A 17247-nucleotide genomic window follows, 5' to 3' on the forward strand; every position below is an offset into this window, starting at 1 on the left:
CCCTTTCGACCAACCACTGAAACCTTTATGCTGTGGTTGATTCGGTCCGGCGAGGAAACTATGGCCTTCACAATTGATCCCCGTTTTCAGGAACTTGGCTTCGCTGTCCATGTGGGCATGCTCGATTTTAACATTGGTGTGCGCGACAGTGACGAGGCGCTGGTGAGCGCCATCGCAGACGGTGCACGCCTCAGGCTTGAGGAACTGATGGGCGAAGCCGCCTCAACAGACCCGGTGATTGCAGATATCCGCGCGGCCTTCAAGGCTTGCGGCAAGGACCCAAGCCGCTACCGGCCATCATCCGAAAGCCTGACCCGCCGGGTCATCTCCGGCAAGGGGCTCTTTAAGGTCAATAACGTGGTCGATAGCGGCAACCTTGTCTCGCTGATGACCGGCATCCCGGTTGGCTGCTATGACGCCGAAAAGATCGAAGGCGAAATCCGCCTGACCATCGGAGAGGCAGGAGAGGCATACGAGGGCATCGGCCGCGGCTCGGTAAACCTTGAGGGTCTACCTATCCTCAGCGATGATGCCGGTCCTTTCGGCAGCCCCTATTCCGACAGCAACCGCACAGCGATAGCCCACGGGGCCAGAAAGTTGATATTTGTGATATACGGCCTGAACGTGGATATTGCCCACGTGGAAGCAGCCGCCGAAATTGCCGACACCCTTATCACTGGCTTCTGCGCACCTGCGCACTAACCGCCGCTTGACCCTGTCTGCTTCTTCGGCTTAAATCGCAAAATTGTTACTATGTTACACTTCTAATGAGGTCAGGGATGCGAATGAGTTTTGCTGCCGTACGTGTTGTCGCTGCTGTTTTTCTTGTTTTTTCAAGTGGTGGTTATACCGCCGCAAATGACGATGTTGAACTGTTGAACGGTACACTCATCGCCAAACTGCATCTCGACACACGCCCAGACAGGGCGCAAATGCTGGGCGCCTATCAGGTCAGCTTTCGCAACACCGGTGATGCGCCGCTTGGCAGGGTTAGCATCCTCCTCAACCCCGGCTTAAGGGTTAGCAAAGTATTGGGTCCGGGCGGCGCCCGGCTGCAAACAAGTGACCGCAATGCCAACGTCGCAGGCACAACAGGGCTACGGCTAAAGGTCGTAGACATATCGTTCGCCGTGCCTCTCAAACCCAAGAGCCGGTTGGAAATTGTCATCCATTACGCGGGTACGCTTGATGACCTCTCTGTCATGGGGCTGCCGCAATCACGGGAGATGCTGAGTCCCGATTTTACCATGCTGCGGGCAGAGGGCTTCGCCTACCCCGTTTTCGCCTACCCGACAATGCCGGGCATCGAAGCGGCATGGCAGGGGAAGCCGTTTCATCAGGTGGCTTTTGTTGAGGTCAACGGCAGCCAGAATATCGTTGGCAATCTCTCCTTCGCTGAGAAAACGACCACCGGCACCAAAACCAATTTTGAGCTGAAAAGCACCCAGCCAACAGGGCCGCTTACTCTAGCCATCGGCGACTATGATACAAACCGTAGCGGCGGTATCACCGTTGCCTTCCGCACGGGGCAGGCAACCGAAGCGCGAAGCATCGCAGCGGCACTGGCCACCTATAGTGAAAGCCTGAACCAAAGCGTTGGCACACCCAAAAGCAATGCGCAACTGACCATTGCTTCCGTGCGTGACGGATATGGCAGCGGGCGACGACAGGGGCTGGTGTACGTTGAAGACAGTATGTTCGACGCAGCCACCTTGAGCGAAGGCAGAGGGATTGGCGCGAAACTGCGCGCGGCGGTGCTGGATATGTGGATGCTGAACCCCTCCCGCGCGGCGGGTCACTGGGCAAATGGTATTGACCGTTTCATCATGGCCGCCCAAACATCCGAAAGCGATATGCCACATATCAAGAAGACCCTGTTTGATGAGGTGCTGACACTCGAGAAGCGCAACCGGACACTGGGCAAAACGCCGTTAACCGACTTCACCACCGAGGGCTTTGAGGTCGAAGCAGATGCTGTAAGCACACTTGCGTTCGCAGTGCTTCATGATCTCCTGGGCGAAGAGCAATTCTGGGCGCTGATTCGCAAACTGCGTGGGGAGTTAAGTGCCGGATATACCGATACCACAACCCTGGCCGACTTCCTTGACCGCAGCCTTGACAACCGGGCTGCGAAAAAATTTGCAGCGAACTGGTTTGAAAAAGGCCGCATGGGCAAGGACCTGGCGAAGGCCGAAACATTTGGTGAGCTTGTCAGCCGGTACCGTTAAAACCACGCTGGCCTTCCGACGCTTTCGCCCAATATGGTAAGGGAACAGCTAACCGGGGAGGCAAAGCCATGGCATATAAAACACTTGAGGTCACGATAGAGAATAACATTGCCCATGTGGCGATGAACCGGCCCGACAAGCTGAACGCAATGAACGGCACCTTCTTCGCGGAACTGGGTAAAACCTTCAAGGCGCTGGACGCTGACCCGGCAGTGCGCGCCATTGTGTTGTCGGGTAACGGCAAACATTTCACGGCCGGCCTTGACCTGAAAGAAAGTGCCAGCGTGATGGGGGCCGCAGAGGGTGACCCTGCGCGAGTGCGCGACAAACTCCGCCGTCATATCCTGTGGCTGCAGGATAGCTTCAATGCTGTCGACAACTGCCGCATACCGGTGATCGCCGCCATCCACGGCGCGTGTGTCGGTGGCGGCATAGACCTTATCGCGGCTTGCGACATTCGTATCGCCAGCTCGGACGCGTGGTTTTCGATTCAGGAGATCAATGTCGCGATTGTTGCCGACCTTGGCACACTGCAACGCGCACCTTACCTGCTACCGCTGGGCATACTCAAGGAACTCGCCTACACAGGCCGCAAGATGCCCGCCAGTGAGGCCAAGGGGCTTGGCTTTGTCAACCATGTGCATGACGACAAGGACATGACGCTAAAGGCTGCGTTCGACATCGCCGGGCAAATTGCAGGTAAAAGTCCCCTTGCGGTCAGTGGTACAAAAGCGGTACTCAATCATGCACGCGATCACACCGTTGCAGATGGCCTTGATTATGTTGCAACATGGAATAGCGGTATGCTGTTGGGTGAAGACCTGATGAAAGCAGCAAGTGCGGCGCTGACCCGGCAACATGCCGAATTTGCGCCGCTTCACGAAAGTGACGACCCGGCGTGATCTATCGCCCCGGGGGCTAGAGAAGGCACGACGGGGATGTTTGAAACGGCCATTACCTGGATTGAAGCCAATGCCGACCTGCTGGGCGGTATTGGCACGCTGTCGGCACTGACCATGTTTCTGGTCACCAATGGCCGCACCATGATGCAACGTCGCGCGGCACGCAAAAACGGCGAAGACCCATCGTTGTCCAGCATGCCCGCGCTTGGTTTCATTGATGCCGCACCGCCGTCACCGGAATATGGCGGGCGCAAAGCCATTGCGGTGATGCCCTTCAAGGAAATGGGCGACCTGCCCCCCCATTTTCGGGACGGTCTGGTGGAAGACCTGATCGCCGACCTGCAGGCCGTTGGCTTCGGCATTCCCGCCAAACGATCGACCGAGAAACTGGCGGAAAGTGGGCTTGAGCCGCATGAGATTGCCCGTGAGTTGGGCGCACATCTGGTGCTTGAAGGCAGCATCCGCATGCAGGACAACCGCTACCGTATCGCGGTACAGCTTCTGGACCGCACCGCTTCAATCTTATGGTCGGAACGCTTCAACCTGGCGGGCGATGATGTTATGGCCCTTCAAGAAGCCGCCGCACAGAAAATCACCAACGCTGTGGCGGCCCTTCAGGGGGACGGCAAGAAACGCGTGGACGCAGCAGCTGCGGATGACGCCCCCTTCCGTACGCAAAGCGAAGCCTATGCCGCGATTTACTCTCCCAAAAGCAGGCTGGTGGCGCTGTTCCTTGCGGTTTTTGTCGGCTTTTTTGGCATACACAGGTTTTATATTGGCCGCTGGATCACAGGTGTCCTGTATTTCCTGACAATGGGACTTTTTGGCATCGGTTGGCTGCTTGATATTGTCCTGATCGTTGTTGGCGCGCAGACTGACGGCAAAGGCCGCTTCATTCGCCTGTGGCGCCCCGAACCTCACTCCCACACAGCCTGAGAAAACCTATGGCCGTTCATACCAAGATTTGTGGTCTTTCGACCGCCGAACACGCCAACCTTGCCGCCTTTTATGGTGCGCGCTGGCTCGGTTTCATATTTTATGAGCCCTCGCCGCGAAACGTCACCTTGCAGGCTGCTTTCACCATGCGCCGTCATCTGCCCAAACGGGCCGAACGCGTTGGTGTTTTTGTGAATGCCAACCATAATTTCATCGAGGCCGCCGTTGATGCGCTCGATCTTGACTGGGTTCAACTGCACGGCGACGAATATCCGCATGAGGTGTCCGAACTCAAGAACCGCCTGGGTGTATCTGTTATCAAAGCCGTCGGGGTTAGCGAACGCGCGGATCTTGCACAAGCTGACGCTTTTGCATCCCATGCCGATGCCATACTCTTTGACGCCAAGCCGCCCAAAGGTGCCACCTTGCCAGGCGGCAACGCTGTATCATTCCCGTGGCATATACTCGCGGATCAAAAGCTTTCTTACCCATGGCTCTTGGCAGGCGGGCTGACTGCGGAGAACCTGCCAGGCGCGATCGCGGAAAGCGGCGCACATGCCGTTGATGTATCCTCCGGCGTTGAAGACACACCGGGGCAGAAATCCGGTGAAAAAATTGAGGCCTTTCTTCGCGCTGCAAAAGCCGTTAGGTAAGTTGGCACGTATAAGGACAGTCTTCGGCTTATTCTCGAGTGTAAGGTAAAATCATGGTCCTCAACAGTTATCGCACCGGCCCCGATGAAAAGGGGCATTTTGGCAAATATGGCGGGCGTTATGTCTCTGAAACCCTGATGCCGCTCGTGCATCAGGTGGAAGCCGCCTACCGGGCAGCGATCAAGGACCCGGAATATCTGCGCGAACTGGATGAACTGAACCGGGTTTACATCGGTCGGCCAAGCCCCTTGTATTTTGCCGAGCGTCTGACTGAGCAATTGGGCGGCGCCAAGGTTTACTTCAAACGCGAAGAACTTAATCACACTGGCGCGCACAAGATCAACCATGCCATCGGGCAGGTGCTGTTGGCAAAACGCATGGGCAAAACCCGGGTGATTGCGGAAACCGGCGCAGGCCAGCACGGTGTTGCCACCGCCACGGTGGCTGCGCGTTTTGGCCTCAAATGTACCGTCTTCATGGGGGCCGTGGATATTGAACGGCAAAAACCCAACGTCTTCCGCATGAAACTGCTGGGCGCTGAGGTAAAACCGGTAACCAGTGGCTCCGCCACGCTCAAGGACGCCATGAACGATGCGCTCCGTGACTGGGTCACCAATGTGCATGACACCTTCTATATCATCGGCACGGTTGCGGGGCCGCACCCCTACCCGATGATGGTGCGTGATTTCCAAAGTATCATCGGCCGCGAAACGCGCGAGCAAATCATGGCTGCCGAGGGCCGCTTGCCGGATAGCCTTGTGGCCTGTGTGGGTGGCGGGTCGAACGCCATCGGGCTTTTCCACCCTTTCCTTGATGACGCGGATGTGGACATGTTCGCCGTTGAAGCCGCCGGGCACGGCGTGGATACAGACCAGCACGCCGCCTCCATCGCGGGTGGTGCACCGGGTGTGCTGCACGGCAACCGAACCTACCTGCTGCAAAATGCTGACGGTCAGATCACCGAAGCACATTCCATCTCCGCCGGGCTGGATTACCCCGGCATCGGGCCAGAGCATGTGTGGCTGCATGAAAACGAGCGGGTCAGATATGTCTCCGCAACCGACAAGGAAGCGCTCGACGCCTTCCAGATGTGCTGTCGCACAGAAGGTATAATCCCCGCGCTTGAAAGCAGCCATGCGCTTGCACATATCATTCGTATGGCCCCCAAACTTCCAAAAGAGCATCTGTGTGTGTTGAATATGTCCGGTCGTGGCGACAAGGATATCTTTACCGTGGCAGACGCCCTTGGCGCAGAAATCTGAGACAGGAAACGTTATGAGCAGACTGAAATCCTGTTTTGAGCGGCTGGCCGGAGAAAACCGTGCCGCTTTTGTCACCTTCGTAACCGCGAACGATCCGGATTTTGACACCTCGCTTGAGATTGTCATGGGCCTGCCGGACGCTGGGGCCGATATTATCGAACTGGGCATGCCGTTTACCGACCCGTCGGCAGACGGCCCCGCCATCGACCGCGCTGCACAGCGCGCACTGGCCTCGGGTGGATCGATGATCAAAACGCTTGAGATGGTGCGCAGGTTTCGTGCAGTCAACGCTGATACGCCGCTCGTTCTGATGGGGTATTTCAACCCGGTTTACGCCTACGGCATTGACCGTTTCACAGCTGACGCCGCGGCGGCGGGCGTGGACGGCCTGATCATTGTTGACCTGCCGCCGGAGGAAGACGAGGAACTGCGCGTGCCCGCAGGCAAGGCCGGGATTGATGTAATCCGCCTCGCGACACCAACGTCCGATGACGCGCGTTTGCCCACAATCCTTTCCGGGGCGAGCGGTTTCGTCTATTATGTGGCAGTTGCGGGTGTCACCGGCGGCAAGTCCGCCACGAAAGACGACATCGGCGCGGCAGTCGCGCGCATTAAAGCGCATACAGACTTGCCAGTTGCTGTCGGATTCGGTATCCGCACGCCTGAACAGGCCGCAGATGTCGCGAGTATTGCTGACGCGGCCGTCGTCGGGTCCGCCATCGTATCCCTGATCGAAGGCGGCCTAGACAGTGACAACAAGCCCAAAAAGGGCATGACTGAAGACGTGCTGACCTTCACCAGAACGCTGGCGGACGGTGTCCGGCAGGCAAAGCGGTAAGCACAAAACGAGAAGGGGTTGAGGCGCATGAGCTGGCTCACCAATTATGTCAAACCGAAGCTGAGAAAAGTCCTGAATCCGAAGGAAACGCCGGATAACCTGTGGCACAAATGCAAAAGCTGCGGGCAGATGATCTTCCAGAAAGAATTTATCGCCAACCAGTATGTGTGCGCACACTGCGATCATCATGACCGCGTGCCGCCCAAGGACCGCTTCGACGCCCTGTTTGACAACGGCAGCTATGACCTTATCGACATGCCAAAGGTAAATCAGGACCCGCTCAAGTTCCGTGACACCAAACGCTATTCAGAACGCCTCAAAGCGGCACGCAACAGCACGGGTGACGAAGACGCCATCAAGGCCGCCGTTGGCAAGGTCGGCGGCGTGACCACGGTGATTGCGGTTCAGAACTTCTATTTCATGGGCGGTTCCATGGGCATGGCCGTGGGAGAAGGCATTGTCGCCGCCGCACGCCACGCGCTTAAAATCAGCGCACCCATGGTGATGATGACGGCCTCCGGCGGCGCCCGCATGCAGGAAGGCATCCTGTCGCTGATGCAGATGCCGCGCACAACCGTCGCTGTGCAGATGCTGCGCGACGCAGGCCTGCCCTATCTTGTGGTACTGACCGACCCGACAACTGGCGGTGTGTCAGCCTCCTACGCCATGCTGGGTGATATCCAGATCGCGGAACCGGGTGCGATGATCGCCTTCTCCGGCCCACGCGTGATCGAACAGACTATCCGCGAGAAACTGCCGGAAGGTTTCCAGCGCTCCGAGTACCTGCAGGAGCACGGCATGGTCGACATGGTAACCCACCGTCATGAAATGGCAGAAAAACTCGGCAGCGTGCTTGCCATGCTGATGAGTGGGCAACACCGCAAAAAAGCAGCGGAATAACAACCGGCCGCACTATACACCCGGCAGCGCGAGGAACGTTCATGGACACTTCGGCCAGCGACAAGCTTCTCGCGCGCCTCAAAAGCCTGCACCCGGTTGAGATCGACCTGTCACTCGACCGTCTTTACCGGCTGCTTGAGAAACTCGACAATCCACATAAAAAACTGCCGCCTGTCATCCATGTCGCAGGCACGAACGGCAAAGGTTCGACCGTCGCCACCCTGCGCGCGATCGCGGAGGCAGCGGGACACCGCGTGCATGTGTATACCTCGCCGCACCTCGTACGTTTTGCCGAACGCATCCGCGTTGCGGGGCAAATCATCAGCGAACCAGAGTTCGTCGCCATTCTGGAAGAATGCGAAGCAAAGAACGCTGGCGACGATATCACTTTCTTTGAAATCACCACCGCCGCAGCCTTCCTCGCCTTCGCGCGCGCGCCCGCTGACTTGTGCATTCTGGAGGTAGGCCTCGGCGGACGGCTGGACGCCACCAATGTGATAGACAAACCCGCGGCTGTAGGCATCACAACCGTGAGCATGGACCACGAAAACTTCCTCGGCAACACACTCGGGGCAATCGCGGGCGAGAAGGCCGGCATCATGAAGGCAGGTACCCCCACAGTCATTGGTCCACAAAGCCCGGAAGCCATGGCGGTCATTCGCGCCCGTGCCAAAGAGCTTGGCCTCAAGCCGCAGATCTTTGATGAAAACTGGCATGTGCTGCCAAACCCCAAGGCAGGCAGTTTTCGCTATACGGACAGTTCATGCGAGATTGAACTACCGGCTCCAAGCCTTGCGGGAGGCCACCAGATGATCAATGCGGGCATGGCAATGGCGCTGGCGCGTGCGCAAAATGAGGTCACCATACCTGACGCCGCGATCCGCGCCGGCCTTGGTTGGGTACGCTGGCCAGCACGATTGCAAGAACTGGCCGGAACCCACCTAAATACCCTTTTGCCCGATGGTGCATCGCTGTATCTGGATGGTGGCCACAACCCCGCCGCTGGTCAGGTGATCCGCAGCTTCCTCTCAGAGATCGACCCGGTCGAACGCACCATCACGCTCGTTATCGGCATGCTGAACCGCAAGGACGCCAAGGGCTACCTGAGGCCACTTGCCGGTATCGTCAACCATGTGATTGCGGTGCCTATCGAATGCGACGAAGACCCGGCGGAGCCCGGTTTCCTCGCCGCTGCCGCGACGGACGTGGGCATCAATGGTGTGGTGGCCAAAGATGTAGAATCAGCGATGCGCATGGTCGCGGAGAAAGCCAACCCAAACCGCTCGCCCTTTGTGCTGATCGGCGGTTCCCTATACCTCGCAGGCAATGTACTTAAAATTACCGGTGAACTGCCAAGTTAGACTGCAAAAAAAGGCGCCACAATCGGGCGCCTTTTTGTTTTCAGCTGTCACCAGTCTTAGATTGACTGGTTGATCCACGCTTCGAGCTGCGCTTTTGGCTTCGCACCCATGGTGGTTGCCACGGCTTCGCCGCCCTTGAAGATCAGCATGGTCGGAATCGAGCGCACGCCAAAAGACGTTGGTGTTTCCGGGTTCTCGTCAATATCCATTTTGGCGATGATGATATCATCACGCTCGCCGGAAATCTGCTCAAGAACCGGACCGATCATCTTACATGGGCCGCACCAAGGCGCCCAAAAATCAAGAAGCACGGGCTTGTCTGCTTTTAGCACTTCAGCGTCAAAATTTTCATCAGTCACGGTGATGGTTGCCATCTGTCTACTCTTTCTTTGCTAACCGGTGATGGCACATCCAGCCTCACACGGGGCCCCTGTCCGGGCCGGTGGTCTCGTCACAGTCGTTAAGGTAAGAAGGCACCTATGCGGGGTCAAGGTTTAGTAACGCCTGTGTGATATTTCACCGCACAGCAGCTAAAGCCCCATACGTGCAAGCGCCTCATCCATCTGGCTTTTTTTCAGTTCCATCAGGTATGCTATATCGGTCCACAAAAGCGCAGCTTTGACCTCCCGGCCCGGATACACGCTCTCCAGCGCACGGGCATACAGCCCCATTTGCTTCAGGTAAACCTCCGGCACCTGCGCCGCATCCCTTGGCGGCGGGCGGTTGGTCTTGTAGTCGATGATCATCACGCTCTCATCTGTCACCACCAGGCGGTCGACCTGCCCTGAGATTGCACGCCCACCCACAAGCCCGGCAATGGGCACTTCTGCCCGACTACCGGGGCCAAATAGGGGGGCAAAAGACGCGTCATTTAAAATTGATGACACCTCGCGCCAGAAGGTGGCCGTCGCCAAATCGTCAAGCCCTGCGCGGGCCAAATACCGCAGCCCGGCCGCTTCACGCGCATCCGCAGGCAGATCCGGCAGCCATTCCAGCAGGTTGTGGATCAACCGTCCACGCTCAAACCGAGCGGCAGTCTTGCGCGCAAGCGGGCTGGTCGCCGCGGGTTCTTCCTCGTCGGGGCGGGAAGGCGCCAGTGGCTTGGGCGGGTCCGGGTCCTCCGGCATACGCTTGCGCGCCCACGCAGGCAACGGTGGCGGCGGCGTGCGCGCCCCGTCTTCCATCTTTTTTGCAGTGACCTCAGCGGTTTGCGGCACGACGAATCGCCTAACTTCATAACCACCTTCAAGCGTGATCGCCTCCGCGCCAATACGTTCAAAACCATCCTCAACCGCCTTGAACCACGAGTTTTCATCCGGCTCCCGTTCACTCTGCCACCCGGCGATATAAAGACGATCCTCAGCGCGGGTCAGCGCCACATACAGCAACCGCCGATATTCCTCCAGCGCCTGTTCCTTGAGCTGCTTTTTTTTGTCCTCCACCAGCGGCAAGCCCGCTCCAAGCGACGTCCAGATCAGAAGGGGCGGCATATTCGGGGATGGGCCGTCAATCGGCACCAGTCGGCCTTCCTTTGTCGTCGTCGGCAGGCTGACAAGGTCGGACAGAAAGACAATCGGCGCCTGAAGACCTTTTGAGCTGTGCGCCGTCATGATGCGCACCAGCCCGCCGGCCGCCTCCATGTCGCGTTTAATCTGGGTACCGCTGTGTTCAACCCGGTGGATGAAGGCCTGCAGGGACGCCGTACCTGTATGCTCAAATCTCAGCGCTTCTTCGAGCAGTTCGTCAATCGGATCATGGACTTCCTCACCCAGCCGCGCCGCGAGTTTTGCACGCCCCCCCAACTCCGTCAGTACATGGGAGAAAAACTCAAAGGGCGTGCGGATATCCGCGCCGCGCACCACATCCTGCAGATAGGCAAGCGCGCTGGCAAACGCTGGTTCGCCCCCCGCCTTGCGCTGCAGGGCATGCCACAGCGCACCCTTGCGGCCATGCGCCAGACGGAACAGCATATCATCATCAAACCCGATGAAAGGGCTTTTCAGCACGGTGGCCAATGTAAGATCATCCGTGGGCAAAAGCGCCGCGTGCGCCAGTGCCAGCAGGTCCATCACCGGCAGTTCGTCCGTCAGGACCATGCGGTCGCGGCCAGCAACCGGCACGCCAAGGAACTTCAATGCCCGGACCAGATGATCGACAAACGCCGTGCGCCTGCGTACCAGCACCAGAATATCACCTGCCTCAATGGGTCGGGCCTGCGCTTCGAGCATCTCACGCCCCTGGATCATCTGCCGAATGCGGCGGGCGATGCGCCACGCGGCGCGGCCTTCGGCATCGTCCGCATGTTCCTGCACAAGGGGCGGCACCCAGCCCTGCGCCTCGTCGTCTTCACGTGCAGAAACTGGTACCTCAAGGGGCCACAGCTCCACCAGTCCGCCATGGCCTGTGCGGATAAAATCGTGCTGAACATGCTCAAGGTCGGCTGAGAGGCCACCCCACGCCGCCGCATCTTTATGAAACACAGCATCAACGAGCGAAAGCACAGCGCCGCCAGACCGGAACGACAGGTTGAGCGGTACGTTCTCCGCCAGCATTTCTGCCTGCCAAGCTCGGTGGAACACCCGGTCACGGGCGGCAACAAATTCGCGTGGGTCGGCGCGCTGAAACGAGAAGATGGATTGTTTGGCATCCCCTACGGCAAACACTGTGCGTATCTTGTCGCTCGCGCCTTCGCCCGCAAAAAACTCGGCCGTCAGGGCCTCAACCACACGCCACTGTTCACGGTTGGTGTCCTGCGCTTCATCAACAAGAATATGGTCCACGCTGGCATCCAGCTTGAACAATACCCAAGGCGCGACGTCGGTACGGTCCAGCAGGCTGACGGTACGGTCGATCATGTCGTCAAAGTCCACCAGGCCCCGTTCCGCCTTCAGGTGGCGGTAACGGCCAAGTTGCGCTAGCCCCAAGGTCAGGAGCGAGACCGTCGCCTCTGCCGCCGCGATGCGTTTCAGCCGTTCGGCCACCCGCACCAGACGGTTCTGTTCCTTCGCGATAATGTCTTCAAACTCCGGGTGTTTGGTAAGCGTGCCTTTGGTCGCCACCCTCGCGCGCGGCGCGCCCGTCTGCGTGAGGAACACCAGCATATAGTCATCAAACAATGCCGTGCGCGCATCGCCCTCGGCGGCGGTAAAAGCCGTGATCGCTTCCCCGGCCTTCACTTCCGTCTTGCTGCCCGTCAGCAGAACCGGCCCCATGGCGCGCATGCCGGCCAGGTCAAACGCATCATCCGCGACCGCACGGTCTATGACCATATCGCGGGTTTCACCGGGCGTTAGCTCAAGCGCACGGTACAGTGCAGGAGCAAGGCCGGTGCTGGTGTAGGCTTTCTCGGCCCGGGTCAGGGTAGAGGCCTCAAACGACAGTCGCCCGATCACCTCGTCAAAAGTGTTCTCGGTCACCAGCCCGGCCACATGATCGAGCGCACGACGAATATCTGCACCCTGCGGTGTCCGGGTCAGCGCCAACATCTGGTCCTTTGCGCTGGCCATCATTTCGTTTGCGACGGCCTCGTCGATGCCCTCAAAACCCGGCGCCATCCCCGCCTCAAGCGGAAAACGGCCCAGAAGCGCCTGACAAAAGCTGTGGAATGTCTGTATCTGCAGGCCGCCGGAGAGGTCCAGCACATAGGCAAACAGTTGCCGGGCGCGGATCAGCATATCAGCGTCCGCATCTTCTTCGGTACGGCGGCTGATCTCTGCGATGAGCGCGGCATCCGGCATCATCGACCAGCGGCCAAGCTCCTCGAAAATACGGTTTTTCATCTCGGCCGCGGCGGCCTTGGTAAAGGTTAGGCAGACTATGTTTTCAGGGTCCGTGCCTGTCAGCATCAGCCGCAACACACGGGCGGTCAAAACGTGGGTCTTGCCGGTGCCCGCGCTTGCCCCTACCCATGCGGTCAATTCGGGCTGTGTGGCGCGCGCCTGCGCTTCTGTCATGCGGGGCTTGCTCATTCGCTGCACATCCCGTCACTGTCATCATCACCATCAAACGGGTCATCTGTGTTGCGCCACTCTTTCACCCGCGCCAGATGATCATAGTCACCATAGCCAGCTTGTTTCGGGCGTGGATTTGACAAGTATGCAACCACCTCATCCGAAAAGGCTTTAACGAGGTCTCTCAAGCCTTGTTCCGCCTCCGTAACAGATAGAGGCACGTCTTTTATAGGCCTGTGCTCTTTCTGAACCGGTTCCCCGCCCTTAATCTCCCAGAACACAAGATCATCCACGGGTGCTGCGTCCACACCAGTGAAAGCACCCCGCTCAGCGAGCCATGCTTCAAGCGGCAGTTGCGGTGCAAACCCTGCCGCCACGCGCTTGGCAGAGGGGATGTTGCCTGTCTTGTAATCTATGATCGTCAACGCGCCGCTGTCTCGCTTGCGGTCGATGCGATCGGCCTTGGCGAACAGGGTAAACCCGCTATCCTCAAGCTCGGCTTCCGCCCATTCTTCAATGGCCGCGACCTCATAAGCCGTTGCGCGCGCTGCCTCATTGGAGATGAACCAGTCTGCAATACGTTCAAACCGCGGCCACCAGAAAGCATAAACAGCAGGCTGGATCAGCACTGGTTCAAACACACGCCGCCCCACTGCAATCAGCCGCTGGTAGCCTGCATCCCCCTTGCGCGGGCCTTCTTCCGCAAGGAATTTTTCCAGCGCCTCATGCAAAAGCGTGCCTTTGGTGGAAGCGTTGGGGCGGTCGTCAATGGCGTCCAGCGGCTTCAGGTTGAGCACCTTGTTTGCGTATAGCCCGTAAGGGTCACGCATCCAGTTTTCCACTTGCGTGACCGACAGGCGTTTGGGCCGGGCCGCAAGCGGCGGCTTTGGCGCAGGCGGTTGCACAGGCCTTGCACGCTTCACCGCGTCGAGCGATTGTGCCCACGCCAGATAATGCGCCGCCTCAGGGATGCTGCCGCCTGCCAGCGCCTCAATACGGAAAAGCCAGCGACTTGGCACTGTGGGCGCACCGTCCACTTTCTCGGCACGGCTGAGGATGACCTCCTCCCCCATCGCAGCCTGCATGAAGTCGTGCGCTGATTGTCCCGTGCGGCGTTCAAGCGGCGGCAGGCCAAACTCCTTGCGCATTGGCCGGTTCATCCATGGGTCGGGCTTGATCTCACCGGGCCACGTACCCTCATTCAGCCCCCCCAAAATCATCACATCTGCGCGCTGCAGCCGTGCCTCAAGCGTACCCCAGATATAAAGCCGCGGGTGTTTGCGCCATACCGGCCGCACGGTTACGCCCGCGTAAAGTTCGGCAAACAGGGCGGCGTAGGCCTCCGCGCTCACGTCGTCTATCGCCCCGGTTTCCTGAATGAGCTCCGCCGTTGCATCCGCCAGCGCCTGACCCTCTTCGCCTTTCCACAAGCTATCCGCACCCGGCTTTCCTTCTTCAGCCGCCAGCGCCTCGGCCACTTCAGTATGGGTTTTCAGCAGCAGATCAAGCGGTTCAGCGTTCGCCAGCGCCGCCTCCAACGGGCGCAGGCAGGCGATGACTTTCTCAACCACCGCGAGGTCTTCCGCGTTGAAGTCGGCTTTCTTGTCACTCACCGCCGCCTTGGCTCTTGCGATCAAGCCGTCCAGACCGCCCGCCGGGCGCACCCCACGCATCACATACATGTCGAAACGCCGGATGGCCGCCAGATATACCCGCCGGTCGCCGCCTATGGACACAAGCGGATGCTGCAATAGTGCCAGAAGAGGAACGGGCGCAAAGCTCTCACTCGCCGCATCGGCGATAAGCCCAAGGAAACGGCCCGGTACCGTGTTGAGCACCCTGTCACCACCAGAATCGTCTACCTCAATGCCCCAACGCGCGAGCGCCGCGCGCACATGGCGCGCCAGAGCGCGGTCAGGCGTGACAAGGGCCGCGGTGCGCGACGGGATCTCCAGCACTTCTCGCATGGCAAGGGCGATGGCGCTGGCTTCCTCCCTCCGCGTCGGTGCCACGATTTTGCTCAGGCCCTTAAAAAGTATGGCTTTATCTGCCTTGTCATAGCCAAGGCTGGTCCAACGGTCAGTCACAAACGCAGGCGCCAGCGCATCCTGAAACAGGCGCGCCCGGGGGAGCCGGCCATTAGTCGGCACCCTATTCCAGTCGCGTACCTCATGTCGGTTCACCGACGTGGTGACCAGCAAATCCTTCAGCACGCCTTGCGCGTGGCTTGCATCAACCTCAGCCCACGCGTCATCGTCCATGTCGCGCTCAAGACCCGGCAGCACGACCATGCCTTCAGGCAGGCGCGCCACGACAGAAAGCAGGTTGGCTGTCGCGGGAATGGAACCGGTAGACCCGGCCGCGATGATCGTCCCCCTTGGAGCCCGCGCCGCCCAAAGATCTGCCAACATACGCAACAGCGTATCTCGCCGCGCTGCGGGGTTCATCACACTCTCGGCCTCTAGAATAGCCGGCCAGTGGGTGGAGATGATCTTGAGAAACTCAAGTGTCACATCCCAGTGATGCGCCAACCCTTCGGGTACAAGTTCCTTCAGGCCGTCAAATGGCAGACCCTCTGTTTCCAACTGGTCCATGAAGCGTGCGAGTTCAGCCGCGAGGCGCCAGCCCTGCGCTGGTGCCATGCCTGTCTCGCCCGCACCACCCCATGCCATGATCTGCCGCATCAAAAGCACCTGCCGCCGTGTGCCGGAGATAGCTGGCGGAATATCAGACGGATCAAGCCCCAGCCCCGCGCCAAGAAAGGCCACCTCATCATCGTCCACGTCACCGATAGGGCGCATGGTTGGCAGCACCATCGGGCGTCTACCCACAATGCGCAGGAAGGCTTCCCGGAGCGAACCTTGCGCGCGCCGGTTGGGTACAAGGATGGTGATTTCCGATAATCGGGTCGGGTCACTGTCCGCCCTGTCCATTACCCCGGCAGCCAGCGCATCCACGAAGGAGTGCGCGGCACCAATGGTATAGACCTTGGGCTCATGCGTCATCGTTACGGTGCTCCAAGTTCTTTAAGGCGGGCTTCCGCATCCATCACACCTTCGGGCGTGCCGACATGCATCCAGTGTCCGTCATGTACAAGACCAAAAAGCCGCCCGGCATCTGCCGCCTTGCGGAAGACCAGCCGGTTGGACCACGCGCCTACTGGCGTGCTGTCATACAGCGATGGCACAATCATCTGGATGCCACCATACATCACTGGCGCGGCAGGCGCCTCCCCCCGAAAAGAAATGGGCACCGGCCCCATGCCACCAGCAAAGGGAATAAAATCCCCAACCCCGTCATAGCCTAACGCTTCCGGGGTGGGGATAAGCAACAAAAGAGCGTCCATACGGTCAGCGTCAAAAACTGATGCAAGACGCAGAAGCGTGGAACCAGCACCGTCAAGCCAAAGCGCATCACTATTGATGGTGAAAAAGGGGTGCTCCCCCAAGAGCGGGAGCGCTTTTTTTACGCCCCCCCCTGTGTCCAGTAGCTTATCGCGCTCATGCGAAATCACCACCTGCCCCGCACCAATGCGCGACGCCAAATGATCTTCAATTTGATCCGCGTGGTGATGCACATTTACGACGACCCGATCCAAGCCAGCCTCGTCTGTCCGGTCAAGCGCGCGGTCAAGCAGCGCCCTCCCTGCCACACGCACCAGCGGTTTTGGCGTATGCGCCGACAGCTCGCCCATACGACGTCCAAGCCCGGCTGACAGGATAATCCCCCTCGTCATGCGCTGAGCCGTGCCAGTACATCAAGCCACCGGGTTGCCTCGCCATAAAAAGCAACTGTGCGCTCGCCCTGTGCGCTGATATTGAGCTTCATTTCCAACGCACTATTCCACCAGCCTGCTGGCATACGGTCAGGCCATTCGATCAGGCAAATTGCTTCTGTCCGGGCGTCATCAAGGCCAAGTTCATAGACTTCCTCCGGATCGTTCAGGCGGTACAGGTCCGCGTGCCAGATTTCAACGCTGGTCGGATCATCGTAGGTCTGAACAAGCGTGAAGGTCGGACTGGGCACTTCGGCCTCAGGATCATCGAGGCGCGCGCGGATGAAGGCGCGAGCAAAAGTGCTTTTGCCTGCACCGAGATCGCCCGTCAGAGCAATGATGACACCGGGCTCGATGAGCCCAGCCATGAGCGCTGCCAGGTCGGCCGTTTCTTTTTCGCTTTTGCAGGATAGCTCAAAAAGCAAGGTGTTGGGCATGGGCG

Annotated in this window: 14 protein-coding genes; 9 read left to right on the forward strand and 5 right to left on the reverse strand. The window is 59.0% G+C overall.

The annotated features are described in order from the left end of the window. Positions 1 to 27: 27 nt before the first annotated feature. The 9 genes from ACN0VM_RS05835 (at position 28) to ACN0VM_RS05875 (ending at position 9080) form a co-directional block, all read left to right on the forward strand. Positions 28 to 702: a B3/4 domain-containing protein gene (locus tag ACN0VM_RS05835; RefSeq protein ID WP_417449917.1), complete on the forward strand. Its 675-nt coding sequence runs from the start codon at positions 28 to 30 to the stop codon at positions 700 to 702. An 83-nt stretch (positions 703 to 785) separates the two neighbouring features. Next, positions 786 to 2228 carry a hypothetical protein gene (locus ACN0VM_RS05840; RefSeq protein WP_417449918.1) on the forward strand — a complete coding sequence of 481 codons (1443 nt, stop codon included), beginning with the start codon at positions 786 to 788 and terminating at the stop codon, positions 2226 to 2228. A 68-nt stretch (positions 2229 to 2296) separates the two neighbouring features. Further along, entirely contained in the window at positions 2297 to 3130 is an 834-nt protein-coding gene (locus tag ACN0VM_RS05845) for a crotonase/enoyl-CoA hydratase family protein (RefSeq protein ID WP_417449919.1), read from the forward strand. A gap of 36 nt (positions 3131 to 3166) precedes the next feature. Next, positions 3167 to 4066 (forward strand): NINE protein, encoded by a 900-nt coding sequence (locus tag ACN0VM_RS05850; RefSeq protein WP_417449920.1) that lies wholly within the window; start codon positions 3167 to 3169, stop codon positions 4064 to 4066. Between the two features lie 8 nt (positions 4067 to 4074). Continuing rightward, positions 4075 to 4719, forward strand: coding sequence for a phosphoribosylanthranilate isomerase (locus tag ACN0VM_RS05855; RefSeq protein ID WP_417449921.1), 645 nt, complete (start codon positions 4075 to 4077; stop codon positions 4717 to 4719). 53 nt (positions 4720 to 4772) lie between these two features. Beyond that, positions 4773 to 5981, forward strand: a complete 1209-nt coding sequence (trpB, locus tag ACN0VM_RS05860; protein ID WP_417449922.1) for a tryptophan synthase subunit beta — start codon at positions 4773 to 4775, stop codon at positions 5979 to 5981. Positions 5982 to 5994: 13 nt separating this feature from the next. Next, a complete protein-coding gene (gene trpA, locus ACN0VM_RS05865; protein ID WP_417449923.1) occupies positions 5995 to 6819 on the forward strand; it encodes a tryptophan synthase subunit alpha in 825 nt (274 codons plus the stop codon). A 27-nt stretch (positions 6820 to 6846) separates the two neighbouring features. Further along, positions 6847 to 7719, forward strand: coding sequence for an acetyl-CoA carboxylase, carboxyltransferase subunit beta (accD, locus tag ACN0VM_RS05870; protein ID WP_417449924.1), 873 nt, complete (start codon positions 6847 to 6849; stop codon positions 7717 to 7719). 41 nt (positions 7720 to 7760) lie between these two features. After that, positions 7761 to 9080, forward strand: coding sequence for a bifunctional folylpolyglutamate synthase/dihydrofolate synthase (locus tag ACN0VM_RS05875; RefSeq protein WP_417449925.1), 1320 nt, complete (start codon positions 7761 to 7763; stop codon positions 9078 to 9080). Positions 9081 to 9136: 56 nt separating this feature from the next. On the opposite strand, the gene trxA is transcribed toward ACN0VM_RS05875, so the two are convergent. The 5 genes from trxA to tsaE form a co-directional block, all read right to left on the reverse strand. Then, on the reverse strand, positions 9137 to 9454 hold the full coding sequence (trxA, locus tag ACN0VM_RS05880; RefSeq protein ID WP_417449926.1) for a thioredoxin: 318 nt from the start codon (positions 9452 to 9454) through the stop codon (positions 9137 to 9139). Positions 9455 to 9610: 156 nt separating this feature from the next. Further along, a complete protein-coding gene (addA, locus tag ACN0VM_RS05885; RefSeq protein ID WP_417449927.1) occupies positions 9611 to 13048 on the reverse strand; it encodes a double-strand break repair helicase AddA in 3438 nt (1145 codons plus the stop codon). Then, positions 13045 to 16035 (reverse strand): double-strand break repair protein AddB, encoded by a 2991-nt coding sequence (gene addB / locus ACN0VM_RS05890; protein ID WP_417449928.1) that lies wholly within the window; start codon positions 16033 to 16035, stop codon positions 13045 to 13047. The genes addA and addB overlap by 4 nt, the downstream gene beginning before the upstream one ends. Before the next feature lie 2 nt (positions 16036 to 16037). Continuing rightward, entirely contained in the window at positions 16038 to 16766 is a 729-nt protein-coding gene (locus tag ACN0VM_RS05895) for a nucleotidyltransferase family protein (protein WP_417449929.1), read from the reverse strand. Beyond that, on the reverse strand, positions 16763 to 17242 hold the full coding sequence (gene tsaE / locus ACN0VM_RS05900) for a tRNA (adenosine(37)-N6)-threonylcarbamoyltransferase complex ATPase subunit type 1 TsaE (protein WP_417449930.1): 480 nt from the start codon (positions 17240 to 17242) through the stop codon (positions 16763 to 16765). Before tsaE ends, ACN0VM_RS05895 begins: the two co-directional genes overlap by 4 nt. Positions 17243 to 17247: the final 5 nt, after the last annotated feature.

The organism is Kordiimonas sp. (genome assembly GCF_048260245.1).
Lineage (GTDB): Bacteria > Pseudomonadota > Alphaproteobacteria > Sphingomonadales > Kordiimonadaceae > Kordiimonas.